This window comes from Streptomyces fodineus (assembly GCF_001735805.1).
Classification (GTDB): domain Bacteria; phylum Actinomycetota; class Actinomycetes; order Streptomycetales; family Streptomycetaceae; genus Streptomyces; species Streptomyces fodineus.
In genome coordinates this window covers 4,203,577-4,219,888 of record NZ_CP017248.1, presented here as the reverse complement: position 1 = coordinate 4,219,888, position 16,312 = coordinate 4,203,577, and the positions used below count along the sequence as shown (strand labels likewise).

General features: G+C 66.6%; 29 protein-coding genes. 28 read left to right on the top strand and 1 reads right to left on the bottom strand.

What is annotated here, in order from left to right; translation table 11 throughout:
* Nucleotides 1–64: 64 nt before the first annotated feature.
* On the top strand, nucleotides 65–709 hold the full coding sequence (locus BFF78_RS17530; protein WP_193433481.1) for a serine/arginine repetitive matrix protein 2: 645 nt from the start codon (nucleotides 65–67) through the stop codon (nucleotides 707–709).
* Nucleotides 710–745: 36 nt separating this feature from the next.
* Here BFF78_RS17530 and BFF78_RS17525 read toward each other — a convergent pair whose 3' ends face one another.
* On the bottom strand, nucleotides 746–1,180 hold the full coding sequence (locus BFF78_RS17525) for an ATP-binding protein (protein ID WP_069779221.1): 435 nt from the start codon (nucleotides 1,178–1,180) through the stop codon (nucleotides 746–748).
* A 138-nt stretch (nucleotides 1,181–1,318) separates the two neighbouring features.
* Here BFF78_RS17525 and BFF78_RS17520 point away from each other — a divergent pair, with 138 nt between their 5' ends.
* The 27 genes from BFF78_RS17520 to map all read left to right on the top strand — a co-directional run bounded on the left by BFF78_RS17520 (nucleotide 1,319) and on the right by map (nucleotide 16,210).
* Complete coding sequence (locus BFF78_RS17520; protein WP_069779220.1) at nucleotides 1,319–2,164, top strand: helix-turn-helix domain-containing protein; 846 nt, start codon at nucleotides 1,319–1,321, stop codon at nucleotides 2,162–2,164.
* Nucleotides 2,161–2,349, top strand: a complete 189-nt coding sequence (locus BFF78_RS17515; protein WP_069779219.1) for a DUF397 domain-containing protein — start codon at nucleotides 2,161–2,163, stop codon at nucleotides 2,347–2,349. Before BFF78_RS17520 ends, BFF78_RS17515 begins: the two co-directional genes overlap by 4 nt.
* Nucleotides 2,350–2,451: 102 nt before the next feature.
* Complete coding sequence (locus BFF78_RS17510) at nucleotides 2,452–2,751, top strand: SH3 domain-containing protein (RefSeq protein WP_159033018.1); 300 nt, start codon at nucleotides 2,452–2,454, stop codon at nucleotides 2,749–2,751.
* Nucleotides 2,752–3,284: 533 nt separating this feature from the next.
* Nucleotides 3,285–3,593: a 30S ribosomal protein S10 gene (rpsJ, locus tag BFF78_RS17505; RefSeq protein ID WP_003948644.1), complete on the top strand. Its 309-nt coding sequence runs from the start codon at nucleotides 3,285–3,287 to the stop codon at nucleotides 3,591–3,593.
* A gap of 16 nt (nucleotides 3,594–3,609) precedes the next feature.
* Nucleotides 3,610–4,254: a 50S ribosomal protein L3 gene (gene rplC / locus BFF78_RS17500; protein ID WP_014674369.1), complete on the top strand. Its 645-nt coding sequence runs from the start codon at nucleotides 3,610–3,612 to the stop codon at nucleotides 4,252–4,254.
* Between the two features lie 8 nt (nucleotides 4,255–4,262).
* The gene (gene rplD / locus BFF78_RS17495; protein WP_069779217.1) at nucleotides 4,263–4,916 is read left to right on the top strand and encodes a 50S ribosomal protein L4; all 654 of its coding nucleotides are present in this window, start codon (nucleotides 4,263–4,265) and stop codon (nucleotides 4,914–4,916) included.
* The gene (rplW, locus tag BFF78_RS17490; protein ID WP_069779216.1) at nucleotides 4,916–5,335 is read left to right on the top strand and encodes a 50S ribosomal protein L23; all 420 of its coding nucleotides are present in this window, start codon (nucleotides 4,916–4,918) and stop codon (nucleotides 5,333–5,335) included. The genes rplD and rplW overlap by 1 nt, the downstream gene beginning before the upstream one ends.
* Before the next feature lie 40 nt (nucleotides 5,336–5,375).
* Entirely contained in the window at nucleotides 5,376–6,212 is an 837-nt protein-coding gene (gene rplB / locus BFF78_RS17485; RefSeq protein WP_069779215.1) for a 50S ribosomal protein L2, read from the top strand.
* Nucleotides 6,213–6,224: 12 nt separating this feature from the next.
* Entirely contained in the window at nucleotides 6,225–6,506 is a 282-nt protein-coding gene (gene rpsS / locus BFF78_RS17480; RefSeq protein WP_023547380.1) for a 30S ribosomal protein S19, read from the top strand.
* A 43-nt stretch (nucleotides 6,507–6,549) separates the two neighbouring features.
* Nucleotides 6,550–6,897 carry a 50S ribosomal protein L22 gene (gene rplV / locus BFF78_RS17475; protein ID WP_019329637.1) on the top strand — a complete coding sequence of 116 codons (348 nt, stop codon included), beginning with the start codon at nucleotides 6,550–6,552 and terminating at the stop codon, nucleotides 6,895–6,897.
* Complete coding sequence (gene rpsC, locus BFF78_RS17470) at nucleotides 6,897–7,724, top strand: 30S ribosomal protein S3 (protein ID WP_069779214.1); 828 nt, start codon at nucleotides 6,897–6,899, stop codon at nucleotides 7,722–7,724. Before rplV ends, rpsC begins: the two co-directional genes overlap by 1 nt.
* 5 nt (nucleotides 7,725–7,729) lie before the next feature.
* Complete coding sequence (rplP, locus tag BFF78_RS17465) at nucleotides 7,730–8,149, top strand: 50S ribosomal protein L16 (RefSeq protein WP_030967307.1); 420 nt, start codon at nucleotides 7,730–7,732, stop codon at nucleotides 8,147–8,149.
* Nucleotides 8,149–8,373, top strand: a complete 225-nt coding sequence (gene rpmC / locus BFF78_RS17460; RefSeq protein WP_007494763.1) for a 50S ribosomal protein L29 — start codon at nucleotides 8,149–8,151, stop codon at nucleotides 8,371–8,373. Before rplP ends, rpmC begins: the two co-directional genes overlap by 1 nt.
* Nucleotides 8,373–8,657 (top strand): 30S ribosomal protein S17, encoded by a 285-nt coding sequence (rpsQ, locus tag BFF78_RS17455; RefSeq protein ID WP_069779213.1) that lies wholly within the window; start codon nucleotides 8,373–8,375, stop codon nucleotides 8,655–8,657. The genes rpmC and rpsQ overlap by 1 nt, the downstream gene beginning before the upstream one ends.
* 98 nt (nucleotides 8,658–8,755) lie before the next feature.
* Nucleotides 8,756–9,124, top strand: a complete 369-nt coding sequence (gene rplN, locus BFF78_RS17450) for a 50S ribosomal protein L14 (protein WP_003998823.1) — start codon at nucleotides 8,756–8,758, stop codon at nucleotides 9,122–9,124.
* 2 nt (nucleotides 9,125–9,126) lie between these two features.
* Complete coding sequence (gene rplX / locus BFF78_RS17445; protein ID WP_069779212.1) at nucleotides 9,127–9,450, top strand: 50S ribosomal protein L24; 324 nt, start codon at nucleotides 9,127–9,129, stop codon at nucleotides 9,448–9,450.
* Complete coding sequence (rplE, locus tag BFF78_RS17440; protein WP_053661885.1) at nucleotides 9,450–10,007, top strand: 50S ribosomal protein L5; 558 nt, start codon at nucleotides 9,450–9,452, stop codon at nucleotides 10,005–10,007. Before rplX ends, rplE begins: the two co-directional genes overlap by 1 nt.
* Nucleotides 10,008–10,012: 5 nt before the next feature.
* Nucleotides 10,013–10,198 carry a type Z 30S ribosomal protein S14 gene (locus BFF78_RS17435; protein WP_003948630.1) on the top strand — a complete coding sequence of 62 codons (186 nt, stop codon included), beginning with the start codon at nucleotides 10,013–10,015 and terminating at the stop codon, nucleotides 10,196–10,198.
* Between the two features lie 214 nt (nucleotides 10,199–10,412).
* Nucleotides 10,413–10,811 (top strand): 30S ribosomal protein S8, encoded by a 399-nt coding sequence (gene rpsH / locus BFF78_RS17430; RefSeq protein WP_007384075.1) that lies wholly within the window; start codon nucleotides 10,413–10,415, stop codon nucleotides 10,809–10,811.
* A gap of 24 nt (nucleotides 10,812–10,835) precedes the next feature.
* Nucleotides 10,836–11,375: a 50S ribosomal protein L6 gene (rplF, locus tag BFF78_RS17425; protein ID WP_069779211.1), complete on the top strand. Its 540-nt coding sequence runs from the start codon at nucleotides 10,836–10,838 to the stop codon at nucleotides 11,373–11,375.
* A gap of 3 nt (nucleotides 11,376–11,378) precedes the next feature.
* Nucleotides 11,379–11,762: a 50S ribosomal protein L18 gene (rplR, locus tag BFF78_RS17420; RefSeq protein ID WP_069779210.1), complete on the top strand. Its 384-nt coding sequence runs from the start codon at nucleotides 11,379–11,381 to the stop codon at nucleotides 11,760–11,762.
* Nucleotides 11,763–11,803: 41 nt separating this feature from the next.
* The gene (rpsE, locus tag BFF78_RS17415) at nucleotides 11,804–12,409 is read left to right on the top strand and encodes a 30S ribosomal protein S5 (protein ID WP_009190144.1); all 606 of its coding nucleotides are present in this window, start codon (nucleotides 11,804–11,806) and stop codon (nucleotides 12,407–12,409) included.
* 2 nt (nucleotides 12,410–12,411) lie between these two features.
* Complete coding sequence (gene rpmD, locus BFF78_RS17410) at nucleotides 12,412–12,594, top strand: 50S ribosomal protein L30 (RefSeq protein ID WP_003998814.1); 183 nt, start codon at nucleotides 12,412–12,414, stop codon at nucleotides 12,592–12,594.
* 2 nt (nucleotides 12,595–12,596) lie between these two features.
* A complete protein-coding gene (rplO, locus tag BFF78_RS17405; protein ID WP_023547373.1) occupies nucleotides 12,597–13,052 on the top strand; it encodes a 50S ribosomal protein L15 in 456 nt (151 codons plus the stop codon).
* A 244-nt stretch (nucleotides 13,053–13,296) separates the two neighbouring features.
* A complete protein-coding gene (secY, locus tag BFF78_RS17400; RefSeq protein WP_069779209.1) occupies nucleotides 13,297–14,610 on the top strand; it encodes a preprotein translocase subunit SecY in 1,314 nt (437 codons plus the stop codon).
* On the top strand, nucleotides 14,610–15,272 hold the full coding sequence (locus BFF78_RS17395; RefSeq protein WP_069779208.1) for an adenylate kinase: 663 nt from the start codon (nucleotides 14,610–14,612) through the stop codon (nucleotides 15,270–15,272). The genes secY and BFF78_RS17395 overlap by 1 nt, the downstream gene beginning before the upstream one ends.
* A 101-nt stretch (nucleotides 15,273–15,373) precedes the next feature.
* Nucleotides 15,374–16,210 carry a type I methionyl aminopeptidase gene (gene map / locus BFF78_RS17390; RefSeq protein ID WP_069779207.1) on the top strand — a complete coding sequence of 279 codons (837 nt, stop codon included), beginning with the start codon at nucleotides 15,374–15,376 and terminating at the stop codon, nucleotides 16,208–16,210.
* Nucleotides 16,211–16,312 lie beyond the last annotated feature (102 nt).

The window sequence follows — 16,312 nt, the reverse complement described above, 5'->3', positions numbered from 1 at the left end:
TACGACTTCGGTCGTACGGGCCTCTTCGTCGTACTCCCCGGCGGTTGCCGTACGATGCGCCCTCGTGGCGATACAGAATCCATATCCGTGGGGACCACCGTACGGCGGCCCGCCGCCTCCGCCGGCGAGCATCCCGGCGAAGGACCTGCGGCCTCGGCGCGTCTGGTACCTGGTGGCCGCGCTGCTGGGGCTCGTACTGGCCGGTGTGGGCATCGCCGTCATCGTGGTCACGGTGCAGAACACGGTGGACTCGATCGACACCGCCCGCAGCTTCTCCAGCGGCGACTCGCGGACGTTCGCCTTCGTCCAGGGGAAGACCAAGGCGATCTACGTCTCCCAGTCCGGGCAGGGTCAGGTCGACTGCCGGATCCCGGCGCTGCCACCGGGTTCGATCACCCAGCCGACCAGCAGCTTCCGCATCACCCTCGGGTCCCGCAGCTGGGACCGCGTCTTCGAGGTGAAGCCCGTAAGCAGCGGCGACTACACGCTCACCTGCACCTCGGAGCGCCCGGCGGAGTTCGCGCTGGGAGACAAACCCCAGGTGGGGGCCACGATCGGCGGCATCGCCGCGGCGATCGGCTGCTTCCTCGCCGCGGTCGCCGCAACCGTGAGCATCGTCATCGTCACCGCCGTCCGACGCACCCGCCACCGCCACCGGCTGGCCACCGCGCTGGCCCCGCCACCACAGTGGGGGCCGCCGCCTCGGTGAGGGGCCGCACACGGGGTCGGACAGAGGCGAAGTCCGCTACGGCACGGTGATCTCGGCCCATACGGTCTTGCGCGGAGCCCGGCCCGTCGAGACACCCCAGCGGTCGGCCAACGCGTCCACGACGACCAGCCCTCGGCCCGACTCGCCCTCGGTATCCGGGAGTTGGATCCGGGGCAGGCGGTCACCGCGCGTGTCCGTGACCTCGATACGAAGTGTGGCGCCGACGACGTAGAGCGTGAGCCGGAAGTTCCGTCCGGCCACCCGGCCATGGGTCGCGGCGTTGGCCGCCAGCTCGGCCACGATGTGCGCCGCCGGATCCAACGGGAGCCCCCAGGTGCGCAGTTGCTCGGTGGCGAGGAGCCGGGCGAGGCGGGCGCCGCGACGCGTGGGGGACAGCAGGACCGTGAAGTCGGGGATGAGACCGGTGAGTTCGGCCGGGGGCTCGGCGGTTTCGGCGGTTTCTTGATTCATGTCACTCAGCGTGGCGGAGCCTGCTTCCATAGGAAGGTGACAACGCCTTTACGTAGGGTGACTGTCCCGGCTTTGTCTCGGCTGTCTCGCCTGTCTCGGGCGTTGTACGGGGCACAGGTGCGCGTCGGAGGAGGAGCCATGGGCGACGGTGTGGACGAGGCGGGCTGGGACGTCGAGCCGGGCGACGAGATCGAGCCGGTGGTGCAGGCCGTGGGGCGCCTGCTCAAGGTCTGCCGGGAGGCGGCCGGAATGAGCGTGTCCGAGCTGGCCGAGGCCCTGGGCTACGGCGAGGACATGATCCGCAAGATCGAGCGCGGGGCACGGATTCCGCGGCCGGAGTCGCTGGACCGGGCGGACCAGATCCTGAAGGCGCAGGGGCATCTGAGGGCGTTCATGGAGGACATGCGGAAGGCTCGGTATCCGAAGAAGGTGCGCGAGCTGGCGGAGCTGGAGGGGCGGGCGGTGGAGATGCTGGCGTACGGCAACCACAACATCCATGGCCTGCTGCAGACGCCGGAGTACGCGCGAACTCTGTTTGAGATGATGCAGCCCGCACTCACCGAGGACGTCGTGGAGCGGGAGACGGCCGCACGCATGGCTCGCAAGGCGGTATTCGAGCGTGAGCCCGCCCCCACGCTCAGCTTCGTCCTGGAACAGGTGACGCTCGAACGTCCTTACGGTGGGAAGATGGTGTTGCGCCGGCAGCTCGAACACCTCTTGGAGGTAACGCAGTTGCGGCGCGTCACACTCCAGGTCATGCCGACCGATCGGGAGGAGCATGCCGGATCGCAGGGCCCGATCCAGGTCCTGAAGTTCGCTGATGGCACGGCGATTGGACGTTCCGATGGTGCGTTCAACGGCCGGCCGGTCTCAAGCCCCAAGGATCTCCGGATCCTTGAACTGCGCTATGGCATGATCCGGGCGCAGGCTCTCACCCCGAGGGAGTCGCAGGCCTTCATCGAGCAAGTGCTGGGGAGATTATGAGCACCGCGCAACTCCACTGGTTCAAGAGCAGCTACAGCGACAGCGGCGAACCCGGCTCCTGCCTCGAAGTCGCCCCCACCCCCACCACCATCCACATCCGCGACTCCAAGAGCACCGACGGCCCCCAGCTCGCCGTCACCCCCACCACCTGGACCGCCTTCGTCACGTACGCCGCCGAAGGCTAGGACCAGGCTTCTCCCGTCCTCCTCGAAGATCATGATCATGCTATCTTCGTTGCTGACCAAGATCATCTGACTCAGCTTCAGATAGCTCATTCAGGAGGAACTGTGCCCTTCGCAGTACGGGGGAAGCGCGCCATGGCGCTGACCGGCCTCGCGGTCGCCGCCGCGATCGGTGGCGCGACGCTGGCCACGCCGGCCTACGCCGACGACGTCTACGGCCACTGCACCGGGGATGGCGTGCGCATCCGGTCCACCCCGAGCACCTCGGGCGCGGTGCTCGGACTCTGCTACCGCGGCGACCGTCTGGCGCACCGGGACGTCTCCGGTGACGGCCAGTGGGACCAGGTCTACGACGTCGACAGCGGCGTCGGCGGATGGATGTACCACGGCTACTTCAGCTGGTGACATACCCCGCTGAGGTACCGGAGAAGATCTAGGTACAGGGCCGCCCGCCCGTGTGGCAGGGCGGCCTCTTCTCGTGGTGGCGGGCCCCGGCGCTTCGGGCGCCGCCCGGCCGGTTTGACCCACGTCACCTTCGGGGTATTCTCTCCGGCTCGATTGGCATCTGCCCCGCCCCATATGGCAGACTGTCGGAGTTGCTCGGTCGAGTGTTGATGCTGCGCGCCTCCCGCCGGGAGGACCGGAAGCGAGTCCCACGGTACTCGTCGCCTTAACTGCCTTACGGCAGCGCTGGGGCGGACGTACGGGAATCTTCCGGGAAGTGTGAGCGCGACACCGGCCAGGCGCCCGGTGGGCCCGAGGTCCCCGGTCCGCGGTTCCGGAAGGGCCGTCGCATTCCCCCGCAGGGATGTTCGAGCATGGGACATTCATGTCAGCGGAAGCGCGACACGCCCGACCGCGTGGGTCGGAGAAACGAAGGCAGCAGAAGGAATCCGCCGGGTTCCAGAGCGTAAGAGAGACAGGACTACTGAGTAGCCATGGCGGGACAGAAGATCCGCATCCGGCTCAAGGCCTACGACCACGAGGTCATCGACTCCTCGGCGAAGAAGATCGTCGAGACGGTGACCCGCACTGGTGCGTCGGTCGCGGGCCCGGTGCCGCTGCCCACTGAGAAGAACGTGTACTGCGTCATCAAGTCGCCGCACAAGTACAAGGACTCGCGCGAGCACTTCGAGATGCGCACGCACAAGCGCCTGATCGACATCCTCGACCCGACCCCCAAGACCGTTGACTCTCTGATGCGACTCGACCTGCCGGCCGGTGTCGACATCGAGATCAAGCTCTGAGGCTGGTGGGCTGAGAATGGCTAAGCAGATCAAGGGCATCCTGGGCGAGAAGCTCGGCATGACGCAGGTGTGGGACGAGAACAACCGTGTTGTTCCGGTCACCGTCGTCAAGGCCGGCCCCAACGTCGTCACCCAGGTGCGTACGAACGACGTCGACGGCTACGAGTCGGTCCAGATCGCCTTCGGCGAGATCGACCCGCGCAAGGTGAACAAGCCCCTCAAGGGCCACTTCGCCAAGGCCGACGTCACCCCGCGCCGTCACCTCGTCGAGATCCGGACGGCCGACGCCTCCGAGTACACCCTCGGCCAGGAGATCACCGCCGAGGTGTTCGAGGCCGGCGTGAAGGTCGACGTCACCGGCAAGAGCAAGGGCAAGGGCTTCGCCGGTGTCATGAAGCGCCACAACTTCCGTGGCCTCGGCGCCGGACACGGCACCCAGCGCAAGCACCGCTCTCCCGGTTCCATCGGTGGCTGCGCCACCCCGGGCCGTGTGTTCAAGGGCCTCCGCATGGCGGGTCGCATGGGCAACGAGCGGGTCACCACCCAGAACCTGACCGTCCACGCCGTTGACGCGGAGAAGGGTCTGCTGCTCATCAAGGGCGCGGTTCCCGGTCCGAACGGCGGCCTCGTCCTGGTCCGCACCGCGGCCAAGGGGGCCTGAGGTAACCGATGAGCACTGTTGACATCCTTTCGCCGGCTGGCGACAAGGCCGGTTCCGTCGAGCTCCCCGCGGAGATCTTCGACGCCAAGGTCAGCGTTCCGCTGATCCACCAGGTCGTCGTCGCGCAGCTGGCCGCTGCCCGTCAGGGCACGCACAAGACGAAGACCCGTGGCGAGGTCCGTGGTGGCGGCAAGAAGCCGTACCGCCAGAAGGGCACCGGTCGCGCCCGTCAGGGTTCGACCCGCGCGCCGCAGTTCGCCGGTGGTGGCGTCGTGCACGGCCCGCAGCCGCGTGACTACTCGCAGCGCACCCCGAAGAAGATGAAGGCCGCCGCCCTGCGCGGTGCCCTCACCGACCGGGCGCGTCACAACCGCATCCACGTCGTCTCCGGCGTGGTCGAGGGCGAGACCCCCAGCACCAAGGCCGCCAAGTCGCTGTTCGGCAAGATCTCGGAGCGCAAGAACCTGCTCCTGGTCGTCGACCGCGCCGACGAGGCCGCGTGGCTGTCCGCCCGCAACCTGCCCCAGGTCCACATCCTGGAGCCGGGCCAGCTGAACACGTACGACGTTCTCGTCTCGGACGACGTGGTCTTCACCCAGGCCGCTTTCGAGTCCTTCGTCGCCGGCCCGAAGGCCAACGACACTGAAGGGAGCGAGGCCTGATGGCTATCCGTCACCCCGCTATCGCCTCGAAGGCCGCCAAGGCCGCCAAGGCCGCGCGCGTCGCCAAGGCGCGTCGCCACGCCACCGAGGGCAAGAACACCGTCGAGACCCCGCTGAGCAAGTCGTACACGGACCCCCGTGACGTCCTGCTGAAGCCGGTCGTCTCGGAGAAGAGCTACGCGCTCCTGGACGAGAACAAGTACACGTTCATCGTCGACCCGAACGCCAACAAGACCCAGATCAAGCAGGCCGTCCAGGCGGTCTTCGACGTCAAGGTCACCGGGGTCAACACGATCAACCGCCAGGGCAAGCGCAAGCGGACCCGCACCGGCTTCGGCCAGCGTGCAGGCACCAAGCGCGCGATCGTGACCCTCGCCGAGGGCGACCGTATCGACATCTTCGGCGGTCCGACCGCCTAAGGGCGGTCTGGATCGTCCGATATCGGACGAGGACTGAGAAATGGGAATCCGCAAGTACAAGCCGACTACGCCGGGCCGTCGTGGCGCCAGCGTCGCCGACTTCGTCGAGGTCACGCGGTCCACGCCGGAGAAGTCGCTGGTCCGTCCCCTGCACAGCAAGGGCGGCCGTAACAACGCCGGTCGTGTGACCGTTCGCCACCAGGGTGGCGGACACAAGCGCGCCTACCGAGTGATCGACTTCCGTCGTCACGACAAGGACGGCGTGCCGGCGAAGGTCGCGCACATCGAGTACGACCCCAACCGCACCGCGCGCATCGCGCTGCTGCACTACGCGGACGGCGAGAAGCGCTACATTCTCGCGCCGCGCAACCTGCAGCAGGGTGACCGCGTCGAGAACGGTCCCGGGGCCGACATCAAGCCGGGCAACAACCTGGCCCTCCGCAACATCCCGGTCGGTACCACGATCCACGCGATCGAGCTCCGTCCCGGTGGCGGTGCCAAGTTCGCCCGCTCCGCCGGTGCCTCCGTGCAGCTGCTCGCGAAGGAGGGCGCCTACGCCCACCTGCGCATGCCGTCCGGCGAGGTCCGCCTGGTCGACGTCCGCTGCCGCGCCACCATCGGCGAGGTCGGCAACGCCGAGCAGAGCAACATCAACTGGGGTAAGGCCGGCCGTAAGCGGTGGCTGGGCGTTCGCCCGACCGTCCGTGGTGTCGTGATGAACCCGGTTGACCACCCGCACGGTGGTGGTGAGGGCCGGACCTCCGGTGGTCGCCACCCTGTGTCCCCGTGGGGCAAGAAGGAAGGCCGTACTCGTTCGCCCAAGAAGGCGTCGAACAAGTACATCGTCCGCCGCCGCAAGACGAACAAGAAGCGCTAAGGACGGGTTGAGATGCCTCGTAGCCTGAAGAAGGGGCCCTTCGTCGACGACCACCTGATCAAGAAGGTGGACGCCCAGAACGAAGCCGGCACCAAGAACGTCATCAAGACCTGGTCCCGCCGCTCGATGATCGTCCCGGCCATGCTGGGCCACACGCTGGCGGTGCACAACGGCAAGACCCACATCCCGGTGTTCGTCACCGAGTCGATGGTCGGCCACAAGCTCGGCGAGTTCTCGCCGACGCGCACCTTCCGGGGCCACGTCAAGGAAGACCGGAAGTCGAAGCGCCGCTAGTAGCGGATCGCATTCAGACACGTAAGTAACTGAAGGGACAACCATGGAAGCCAGGGCCCAGGCGCGGTACATCCGCGTCACGCCCATGAAGGCCCGCCGCGTGGTGGACCTCATCCGTGGCATGGACGCCACGGAGGCCCAGGCTGTTCTGCGATTCGCTCCGCAGGCAGCCTCCGTGCCGGTCGGCAAGGTGCTCGACAGCGCCATCGCCAACGCCGCGCACAACTACGACCACACCGACGCCGACAGCCTCTACATCTCCGAGGCGTACGTCGACGAGGGTCCGACCCTGAAGCGGTTCCGTCCGCGTGCTCAGGGCCGTGCCTACCGGATCCGCAAGCGGACCAGCCACATCACCGTGGTCGTCAGCAGCAAGGAAGGAACCCGGTAATGGGCCAGAAGGTTAACCCGCATGGGTTCCGGCTCGGTGTCACCACCGACTTCAAGTCGCGCTGGTACGCCGACAAGCTGTACAAGGACTACGTCAAGGAAGACGTCGCCATCCGTCGGATGATGACGTCCGGCATGGAGCGCGCCGGTATCTCGAAGGTTGAGATCGAGCGCACCCGTGACCGCGTCCGCGTGGACATCCACACCGCTCGCCCGGGCATCGTCATCGGCCGCCGCGGCGCCGAGGCCGACCGCATCCGCGGTGACCTGGAGAAGCTGACCGGCAAGCAGGTCCAGCTGAACATCCTCGAGGTCAAGAACCCGGAGACGGACGCTCAGCTGGTGGCCCAGGCCGTCGCCGAGCAGCTGTCCTCCCGCGTCTCCTTCCGCCGTGCCATGCGCAAGAGCATGCAGTCGGCGATGAAGGCCGGCGCCAAGGGCATCAAGATCCAGTGCGGTGGCCGCCTCGGCGGCGCCGAGATGTCCCGCTCGGAGTTCTACCGCGAGGGCCGTGTGCCCCTGCACACGCTCCGCGCGAACGTGGACTACGGCTTCTTCGAGGCCAAGACGACCTTCGGCCGCATCGGTGTGAAGGTCTGGATCTACAAGGGCGACGTCAAGAACATCGCCGAGGTCCGCGCCGAGAACGCTGCCGCCCGTGCGGGTAACCGCCCGGCCCGCGGTGGCGCTGGCGACCGCCCGGCCCGTGGTGGCCGTGGTGGCGAGCGGCGCGGTCGCAAGCCGCAGCAGGCTGCCGGTGCCGAGGCCCCCAAGGCCGAGGCTCCCGCGTCCGCCGCTCCGGCTGAGAGCACCGGAACGGAGGCCTGACCGAAATGCTGATCCCCCGTAGGGTCAAGCACCGCAAGCAGCACCACCCGAAGCGCAGCGGCGCTGCCAAGGGTGGTACGACGGTTGCGTTCGGCGAGTACGGCATCCAGGCGCTCACCCCGGCGTACGTGACGAACCGTCAGATCGAGGCCGCTCGTATCGCCATGACGCGTCACATCAAGCGTGGTGGCAAGGTCTGGATCAACATCTACCCGGACCGTCCCCTCACCAAGAAGCCTGCCGAGACCCGCATGGGTTCCGGTAAGGGTTCTCCGGAGTGGTGGATTGCCAACGTCAAGCCCGGACGCGTGATGTTCGAGCTGTCGTACCCCAACGAGAAGATCGCCCGTGAGGCGCTGACCCGTGCGGCCCACAAGCTGCCGATGAAGTGCCGGATCGTCAAGCGCGAGGCAGGTGAAGCGTGATGTCGGCCGGTACCAAGGCGTCCGAGCTGCGCGAGCTGGGCAACGAGGAGCTTCTGGCGAAGCTCCGCGAGGCCAAGGAAGAGCTGTTCAACCTCCGCTTCCAGGCGGCGACCGGTCAGCTCGAGAACCACGGCCGTCTGAAGGCGGTCCGCAAGGACATCGCCCGGATCTACACCCTCATGCGTGAGCGTGAGCTCGGCATCGAGACGGTGGAGAACGCCTGATGAGCGAGAGCAACGTGACTGAGAACACCACCGAGCGCGGTTTCCGCAAGACCCGTGAGGGTCTGGTCGTCAGCGACAAGATGGACAAGACCGTCGTCGTCGCCGTCGAGGACCGCGTCAAGCACGCGCTGTACGGCAAGGTCATCCGCCGTACCAACAAGCTCAAGGCGCACGACGAGCAGAACGCCGCGGGCGTCGGCGACCGCGTCCTCCTCATGGAGACCCGGCCGCTGTCCGCGACGAAGCGCTGGCGCGTCGTCGAGATCCTCGAGAAGGCCAAGTAATTCCTGCGGGGCAAACCCCGCAGGTCAGTTCCGCCAGGCTCGGCAGGGGTTCGTAACGGAACCCCTGCCGGGAACCGGCAGACAAACAGGAGATAGACGTGATCCAGCAGGAGTCGCGACTGCGTGTCGCCGACAACACTGGTGCGAAGGAGATCCTTTGCATCCGTGTGCTCGGTGGCTCCGGTCGCCGCTACGCGGGCATCGGTGACGTCATCGTCGCCACCGTCAAGGACGCGATCCCCGGTGGCAACGTGAAGAAGGGTGACGTCGTCAAGGCGGTCATCGTTCGCACCGTCAAGGAGCGCCGCCGTCCGGACGGCTCGTACATCCGCTTCGACGAGAACGCCGCCGTCATTCTGAAGAACGACGGCGACCCCCGCGGCACCCGCATCTTCGGCCCGGTCGGCCGTGAGCTGCGCGAGAAGAAGTTCATGAAGATCATCTCGCTCGCGCCGGAGGTGCTGTAAGCATGAAGATCAAGAAGGGCGACCTGGTCCAGGTCATCACCGGCAAGGACAAGGGCAAGCAGGGCAAGGTCATCGCGGCCTACCCCCGCGAGGACCGTGTCCTGGTCGAGGGTGTCAACCGGGTCAAGAAGCACACCAAGGCCGGTCCGACCGCTCGCGGTTCCCAGGCCGGCGGCATCGTTACGACCGAGGCGCCGATCCACGTCTCCAACGTCCAGCTGGTCGTGGAGAAGGACGGTCAGAAGGTCGTCACGCGTGTCGGCTACCGCTTCGACGACGAAGGCAACAAGATCCGCGTTGCCAAGCGGACGGGTGAGGACATCTGATGGCTACCACCACCACTCCGCGTCTGAAGACGAAGTACCGCGAGGAGATCGCGGGCAAGCTGCGTGACGAGTTCAAGTACGAGAACGTCATGCAGGTTCCCGGCCTCGTCAAGATCGTGGTCAACATGGGTGTGGGCGACGCCGCCCGCGACTCCAAGCTGATCGAGGGCGCCATCCGCGACCTCACCACGATCACCGGTCAGAAGCCGGCCGTCACCAAGGCCCGCAAGTCCATCGCGCAGTTCAAGCTGCGTGAGGGTCAGCCGATCGGTGCCCACGTCACGCTCCGTGGCGACCGCATGTGGGAGTTCCTGGACCGCACCCTGTCGCTCGCGCTGCCGCGCATCCGCGACTTCCGCGGCCTGTCCCCCAAGCAGTTCGACGGCCGTGGCAACTACACCTTCGGTCTCACGGAGCAGGTCATGTTCCACGAGATCGACCAGGACAAGATCGACCGCGTCCGGGGTATGGACATCACCGTGGTCACCACGGCGACCAACGACGCTGAGGGCCGCGCGCTCCTTCGTCACCTCGGCTTCCCGTTCAAGGAGGCGTGAGCGAGATGGCGAAGAAGGCTCTGATCGCTAAGGCTGCTCGCAAGCCCAAGTTCGGTGTGCGTGGCTACACCCGCTGCCAGCGCTGCGGCCGTCCGCACTCCGTGTACCGCAAGTTCGGCCTGTGCCGCGTGTGCCTTCGTGAGATGGCTCACCGTGGCGAGCTGCCGGGCGTGACCAAGAGCTCCTGGTAATCCCCACTTTTAGGGATTCCTGGACCTCTCGGTAAGCAACCGGGACGGCAGGGGCCTCCACCTTCATGGCTTAGGCTAGGAGGGTTGGGCCTCTGCCGCCCTGAACGACTTACTACGCCGTAGGTCCCCGCGCCGCACCCGTCCCGTCTTCGAAGTACGGGGAGAGGGATGGCGCATATAGGAAACCCCGGCGAGAAAGGCCACAGGCCAATTCATGACCATGACTGATCCGATCGCAGACATGCTGACGCGTCTGCGGAACGCGAACTCGGCGTACCACGACTCCGTGACGATGCCGGCGTCCAAGATCAAGTCGCACATCGCGGAGATCCTCCAGCAGGAGGGCTTCATCACGGGCTGGAAGGTCGAGGACGCCGAGGTCGGCAAGAACCTCGTTCTCGAGCTGAAGTTCGGCCCGAACCGTGAGCGCTCCATCGCGGGCATCAAGCGGATCTCCAAGCCCGGTCTCCGGGTGTACGCGAAGTCCACCAACCTGCCGAAGGTGCTCGGCGGCCTCGGCGTGGCGATCATCTCCACGTCGCACGGGCTCCTCACCGACAAGCAGGCCGGCAAGAAGGGCGTGGGTGGGGAAGTCCTCGCCTACGTCTGGTAGCAGAAGGGAACGGAGGAAACAGCTATGTCGCGCATCGGCAAGCTCCCCATCGCGGTTCCCGCCGGCGTGGACGTCACCATCGACGGCCGTACGGTCTCGGTCAAGGGCCCCAAGGGCTCGCTGACCCACACCGTCGCGGCTCCGATCGACATCGCTAAGGGCGAGGACGGCACCCTGCAGGTGACCCGCCCGAACGACGAGCGTCAGAGCAAGGCCCTGCACGGCCTCTCCCGCACGCTGGTGGCGAACATGATCACCGGCGTGACCCAGGGTTACGTGAAGAAGCTCGAGATCAGCGGTGTCGGTTACCGAGTGACCGCCAAGGGTTCCAACCTGGAGTTCGCTCTCGGTTACAGCCACCCGATCCTGGTCGAGGCCCCCGAAGGCATCACCTTCAAGGTGGAGGCTCCGACCCGTTTCTCGGTCGAGGGCATCGACAAGCAGAAGGTCGGCGAGGTTGCGGCCAACATCCGCAAGCTGCGCAAGCCTGACCCGTACAAGGCCAAGGGCGTCAAGTACGAGGGCGAAGTCATCCGCCGCAAGGTCGGAAAGGCGGGTAAGTAAGCCATGGCATACGGGCAGAAGATCCTCAAGGGCGACGCCTACAAGCGCGCCGCGATCAAGCGCCGTCACATCCGGATTCGCAAGAACCTTTCCGGTACGGCGGAGCGCCCCCGTCTGGTCGTGACCCGCTCGAACCGCCACATCGTGGCGCAGGTGATCGACGACCTGAAGGGTCACACCCTGGCGTCGGCGTCCACTCTGGACGCGTCGATCCGTGGTGGCGAGGCCGACAAGTCCGCGCAGGCCAAGCAGGTCGGCGCCCTGGTCGCCGAGCGTGCCAAGGCCGCCGGTGTCGAGGCCGTCGTGTTCGACCGTGGTGGTAACCAGTACGCCGGGCGCATCGCCGCCCTGGCGGACGCCGCCCGCGAGGCCGGGCTCAAGTTCTGAGCCGGTTCCGTAGCTAGCGGAAAAAGAGAGAGGTAATTCCAATGGCTGGACCCCAGCGCCGCGGTGGCGGTGCCGGTGGCGGCGAGCGGCGGGACCGGAAGGGCCGTGACGGCGGCGCTGCTGCCGCCGAGAAGACCGCGTACGTTGAGCGCGTTGTCGCGATCAACCGCGTCGCCAAGGTTGTGAAGGGTGGTCGTCGCTTCAGCTTCACCGCGCTGGTCGTGGTGGGCGACGGTGACGGCACCGTGGGTGTCGGATACGGCAAGGCCAAGGAGGTGCCGGCCGCCATCGCCAAGGGCGTTGAGGAGGCCAAGAAGCACTTCTTCAAGGTCCCCCGGATCCAGGGCACCATCCCGCACCCGATCCAGGGTGAGAAGGCTGCCGGCGTCGTGCTGCTCAAGCCCGCGTCCCCCGGTACCGGTGTTATCGCCGGTGGCCCGGTGCGCGCCGTGCTCGAGTGCGCCGGTATCCACGACGTGCTGTCGAAGTCGCTCGGCTCCGACAACGCGATCAACATCGTGCACGCGACCGTGGAGGCCCTGAAGGGTCTGCAGCGTCCCGAGGAGATCGCGGCCCGCCGTGGTCTGCCGCTCGAGGACGTCGCTCCCGCGGCTCTCCTTCGTGCGCGTGCCGGGGCGGGTGCGTAATCATGGCGCAGCTCAAGATCACGCAGGTCAAGTCCTACATCGGCAGCAAGCAGAACCACCGTGACACCCTGCGGTCGCTTGGTCTCAAGGGGATCAACACCGTGGTCGTCAAGGAGGACCGCCCCGAGTTCCGCGGCATGGTGCACACCGTCCGCCACCTCGTGACGGTCGAGGAGGTCGACTGATCATGGCGGAGCAGAACCCGCTCAAGATCCACAACCTCCGTCCCGCCCCGGGCGCCAAGACCGCCAAGACCCGTGTCGGTCGTGGTGAGGCGTCGAAGGGTAAGACGGCCGGTCGTGGTACCAAGGGCACCAAGGCCCGCTACCAGGTTCCGGAGCGCTTCGAGGGTGGCCAGATGCCGCTGCACATGCGCCTCCCGAAGCTGAAGGGCTTCAAGAACCCGTTCAAGACCGAGTTCCAGGTCGTGAACCTCGACAAGCTGGCCGCGCTCTACCCCGAGGGTGGCGAGGTCACCGTCGAGGGTCTCGTGGCCAAGGGTGCCGTTCGCAAGAACAGCCTCGTCAAGGTCCTCGGCCAGGGCGAGATCTCCGTGGCGCTGCAGGTGACGGTCGACGCCGTCTCCGGCTCCGCCAAGGAGAAGATCACCGCCGCCGGCGGTACGGTCACCGAGCTGGTCTGAGTTCCTCGGACTTCTCGATGACGTGAGCGATCCCGACCGGGGATACCCCACAAAAGGGGTATCCCCGGTCGGTCGTTCCTCGGTCGGTGCTCTCGCCGGTAAGGTGGCCAGCACTGCCTACTTTCACTGGGTGCTTCCCATGGGGCACCCTGAGCGGCAGTTGACCGTTAGCTATTCGTCTGTATCCGTCGAACCTCAAGACCGTCACCCTTGACGCAGTTGCGCGGGGGTCGCAGGAGGCACCGTGCTCACCGCGTTCGCCCGGGCGTTCAAGACGCCCGACCTGCGCAAGAAGCTGCTCTTCACGCTGGCCATCATCGTGGTCTACCGGGTCGGTACCCACATCCCGATCCCCGGCGTCAACTACAAGGCCGTCCAGCAGTGTGTGACCGAGGCGGGGGCCAACCAGGGCCTGTTCGGCCTCGTGAACATGTTCAGCGGCGGTGCGCTGCTGCAGATCACGGTCTTCGCGCTCGGCATCATGCCGTACATCACGGCCAGCATCATCCTTCAGCTGCTGACCGTGGTCATCCCGCGCCTGGAAGCCCTGAAGAAGGAGGGCCAGGCGGGTACGGCGAAGATCACGCAGTACACCCGCTATCTGACCGTCGCCCTCGCCATCCTTCAGGGCACCGGCCTGGTCGCCACCGCCCGCAGCGGCGCGCTCTTCAACGGCTGCTCGGTCGCCACGAGCATCGTCCCCGACCAGGCGATCTTCACGACGATCACGATGGTCGTCTGCATGACCGCCGGTACGGCCGTCGTGATGTGGCTCGGTGAGCTGATCACCGACCGCGGCATCGGCAACGGCATGTCGATCCTGATGTTCATCTCGATCGCCGCGACCTTCCCGTCCGCGCTGTGGGCGATCAAGAAGCAGGGCACCCTGGCCGGCGGCTGGATCGAGTTCGGCACCGTGATCCTGGTCGGCCTGGTCATGGTCGGCCTGGTCGTCTTCGTCGAGCAGGCCCAGCGCCGCATCCCGGTGCAGTACGCCAAGCGCATGATCGGCCGTCGTTCCTACGGTGGTACGTCCACGTACATCCCGCTCAAGGTGAACCAGGCGGGTGTGATTCCGGTCATCTTCGCCTCCTCTCTGCTCTACATCCCGGCGCTCGTGGCGCAGTTCGCGGGGGGCAACTCGAACTGGAAGCAGTGGATCCAGAACAATCTGACCAAGGGCGACCACCCGATTTACATCACTCTGTACTTCTTGCTCATCGTTTTCTTCGCGTTCTTCTACGTCGCTATCTCCTTCAACCCCGAGGAAGTAGCCGACAACATGAAGAAGTATGGTGGCTTCATCCCGGGCATCCGGGCTGGCCGACCGACCGCTGAGTACCTCAGCTACGTGCTCAACCGGATCACCTGGCCGGGGTCGCTGTATCTGGGTCTGATTGCTCTCGTGCCAACAATGGCGTTGGTCGGGTTCGGGGCGACGAACAACTTCCCGTTCGGCGGAACCAGCATCCTGATCATCGTGGGTGTCGGTCTCGAGACGGTGAAGCAGATCGAGAGCCAGCTCCAGCAGCGTAATTACGAAGGGTTCCTCCGCTGATGCGTATCGTCCTCGTCGGGCCGCCGGGTGCCGGTAAGGGAACGCAAGCCGTCCGCCTCGCCGAGAAGCTGGCCATTCCGCACATCTCCACGGGCGACCTGTTCCGGGCCAACATCAGCCAGCAGACCGAGCTGGGCAAGCTCGCGAAGTCCTACATGGACGCCGGCAACCTCGTCCCGGACGAGGTCACCATCGCGATGGCCAAGGACCGCATGGAGCAGCCGGACGCCGAGCGCGGCTTCCTGCTGGACGGCTTCCCGCGCAACGTGTCGCAGGCCGAGGCGCTGGACCAGCTCCTGGAGACCGAGGGCATCAAGCTGGACGCGGTGCTGGACCTGGAGGTCCCCGAGGACGAGGTCGTCAAGCGGATCGCCGGCCGGCGCATCTGCCGCAACGACTCCTCCCACGTGTTCCACGTGACGTACAGCCCGCCGAAGAAGGAGGGCGTCTGCGACGTCTGCGGCGGTGAGCTGTACCAGCGCGACGACGACTCCGAGGACACCGTCCGCACGCGGCTGGAGGTCTACCACACGCAGACCGAGCCGATCATCGACTACTACAAGGCGCAGGGCCTGGTCGTGACGATCTCCTCCCTGGGCCCCGTGGACGAGATCACGCAGCGGGCGCTGGAGGCCCTCAAGCGCGAGAAGGACGAGCAGTAGAGCCCGGTCCCTCCGGCCGCGGTGCCCACCCTCGGGTGCCGCGGCCGTAGTGTTGTACAGGTACACCCAGCCCACGTGAGTGACGGAGAGCGCAGGCCCCCATGGTGCAGATCAAGACCCCCGAGCAGATCGCGAAGATGCGTGCGGCGGGCCTGGTCGTAGCCGCCATCCACGCGGCCACCCGGGAGGCCGCGGTGCCCGGCGCCTCCACCAAGGACCTGGACGAGGTCGCCCGCAAGGTCCTCGCCGAGCACGGCGCGAAGTCGAACTTCCTGGGCTACGGCGGCTTCCCCGCGACCATCTGCACCTCCGTGAACGACGTCGTCGTCCACGGCATCCCCTCCGACGACGTCGTCCTCAAGAACGGCGACGTCATCTCCATCGACTGCGGGGCGATCGTCGACGGCTGGCACGGCGACGCCGCCTACACGGCCTTCGTGGGCTCCGGTCACGCCCCGGAGCTGATCGAGCTCTCCCGGGTGACGGAGGAGTCGATGTGGGCCGGTATCGCGGCCATGAAGCAGGGCAACCGGCTGGTCGACATCTCCCGCGCGATCGAGACGTACATCCGCCGCCAGCCGAAGCCGGGCGGCGGCAAGTACGGGATCATCGAGGACTACGGCGGCCACGGCATCGGCACCGAGATGCACATGGACCCGCACCTGCTGAACTACGTCGACCGCCGCCGCGGCAAGGGCCCCAAGCTGGTCCCCGGTTTCTGCCTCGCGATCGAGCCGATGGTCTCCCTCGGCACCCCGCGCACCGAGGTCCTCTCCGACGACTGGACGGTCATCACGACCGACGGCACCTGGTCCTCGCACTGGGAGCACTCGGTCGCGCTCACCGAGCAGGGCCCGCTGGTGCTGACGGCTCCCGACGGGGGCAGGGCGAAGCTCGCCGAGTACGGCATCACGGCCGCACCCGACCCGCTTGCATAAAGATGTCCCCCATAGGGCAGACTTCCTCGATTCGCCTTTCCTGGTACGCCGACGTAGACTGACTCGTCGGCTCTTGTGCAGCCGCATGTCCGCATGCATGCG

Bases quoted from the DNA above. Each gene is read 5' to 3' on its own strand.
- BFF78_RS17525 (WP_069779221.1), bottom strand. From the start codon at position 1,180: ATGAATCAAGAAACCGCCGAAACCGCCGAGCCCCCGGCCGAACTCACC.
- BFF78_RS17520 (WP_069779220.1), top strand. From the start codon at position 1,319: ATGGGCGACGGTGTGGACGAGGCGGGCTGGGACGTCGAGCCGGGCGAC.
- BFF78_RS17515 (WP_069779219.1), top strand. From the start codon at position 2,161: ATGAGCACCGCGCAACTCCACTGGTTCAAGAGCAGCTACAGCGACAGC.
- rpsJ (WP_003948644.1), top strand. From the start codon at position 3,285: ATGGCGGGACAGAAGATCCGCATCCGGCTCAAGGCCTACGACCACGAG.
- rplC (WP_014674369.1), top strand. From the start codon at position 3,610: ATGGCTAAGCAGATCAAGGGCATCCTGGGCGAGAAGCTCGGCATGACG.
- rplD (WP_069779217.1), top strand. From the start codon at position 4,263: ATGAGCACTGTTGACATCCTTTCGCCGGCTGGCGACAAGGCCGGTTCC.
- rplW (WP_069779216.1), top strand. From the start codon at position 4,916: ATGGCTATCCGTCACCCCGCTATCGCCTCGAAGGCCGCCAAGGCCGCC.
- rplB (WP_069779215.1), top strand. From the start codon at position 5,376: ATGGGAATCCGCAAGTACAAGCCGACTACGCCGGGCCGTCGTGGCGCC.
- rpsS (WP_023547380.1), top strand. From the start codon at position 6,225: ATGCCTCGTAGCCTGAAGAAGGGGCCCTTCGTCGACGACCACCTGATC.
- rplV (WP_019329637.1), top strand. From the start codon at position 6,550: ATGGAAGCCAGGGCCCAGGCGCGGTACATCCGCGTCACGCCCATGAAG.
- rpsC (WP_069779214.1), top strand. From the start codon at position 6,897: ATGGGCCAGAAGGTTAACCCGCATGGGTTCCGGCTCGGTGTCACCACC.
- rplP (WP_030967307.1), top strand. From the start codon at position 7,730: ATGCTGATCCCCCGTAGGGTCAAGCACCGCAAGCAGCACCACCCGAAG.
- rpmC (WP_007494763.1), top strand. From the start codon at position 8,149: ATGTCGGCCGGTACCAAGGCGTCCGAGCTGCGCGAGCTGGGCAACGAG.
- rpsQ (WP_069779213.1), top strand. From the start codon at position 8,373: ATGAGCGAGAGCAACGTGACTGAGAACACCACCGAGCGCGGTTTCCGC.
- rplX (WP_069779212.1), top strand. From the start codon at position 9,127: ATGAAGATCAAGAAGGGCGACCTGGTCCAGGTCATCACCGGCAAGGAC.
- rplE (WP_053661885.1), top strand. From the start codon at position 9,450: ATGGCTACCACCACCACTCCGCGTCTGAAGACGAAGTACCGCGAGGAG.
- BFF78_RS17435 (WP_003948630.1), top strand. From the start codon at position 10,013: ATGGCGAAGAAGGCTCTGATCGCTAAGGCTGCTCGCAAGCCCAAGTTC.
- rpsH (WP_007384075.1), top strand. From the start codon at position 10,413: ATGACCATGACTGATCCGATCGCAGACATGCTGACGCGTCTGCGGAAC.
- rplF (WP_069779211.1), top strand. From the start codon at position 10,836: ATGTCGCGCATCGGCAAGCTCCCCATCGCGGTTCCCGCCGGCGTGGAC.
- rplR (WP_069779210.1), top strand. From the start codon at position 11,379: ATGGCATACGGGCAGAAGATCCTCAAGGGCGACGCCTACAAGCGCGCC.
- rpsE (WP_009190144.1), top strand. From the start codon at position 11,804: ATGGCTGGACCCCAGCGCCGCGGTGGCGGTGCCGGTGGCGGCGAGCGG.
- rpmD (WP_003998814.1), top strand. From the start codon at position 12,412: ATGGCGCAGCTCAAGATCACGCAGGTCAAGTCCTACATCGGCAGCAAG.
- rplO (WP_023547373.1), top strand. From the start codon at position 12,597: ATGGCGGAGCAGAACCCGCTCAAGATCCACAACCTCCGTCCCGCCCCG.
- BFF78_RS17395 (WP_069779208.1), top strand. From the start codon at position 14,610: ATGCGTATCGTCCTCGTCGGGCCGCCGGGTGCCGGTAAGGGAACGCAA.
- map (WP_069779207.1), top strand. From the start codon at position 15,374: ATGGTGCAGATCAAGACCCCCGAGCAGATCGCGAAGATGCGTGCGGCG.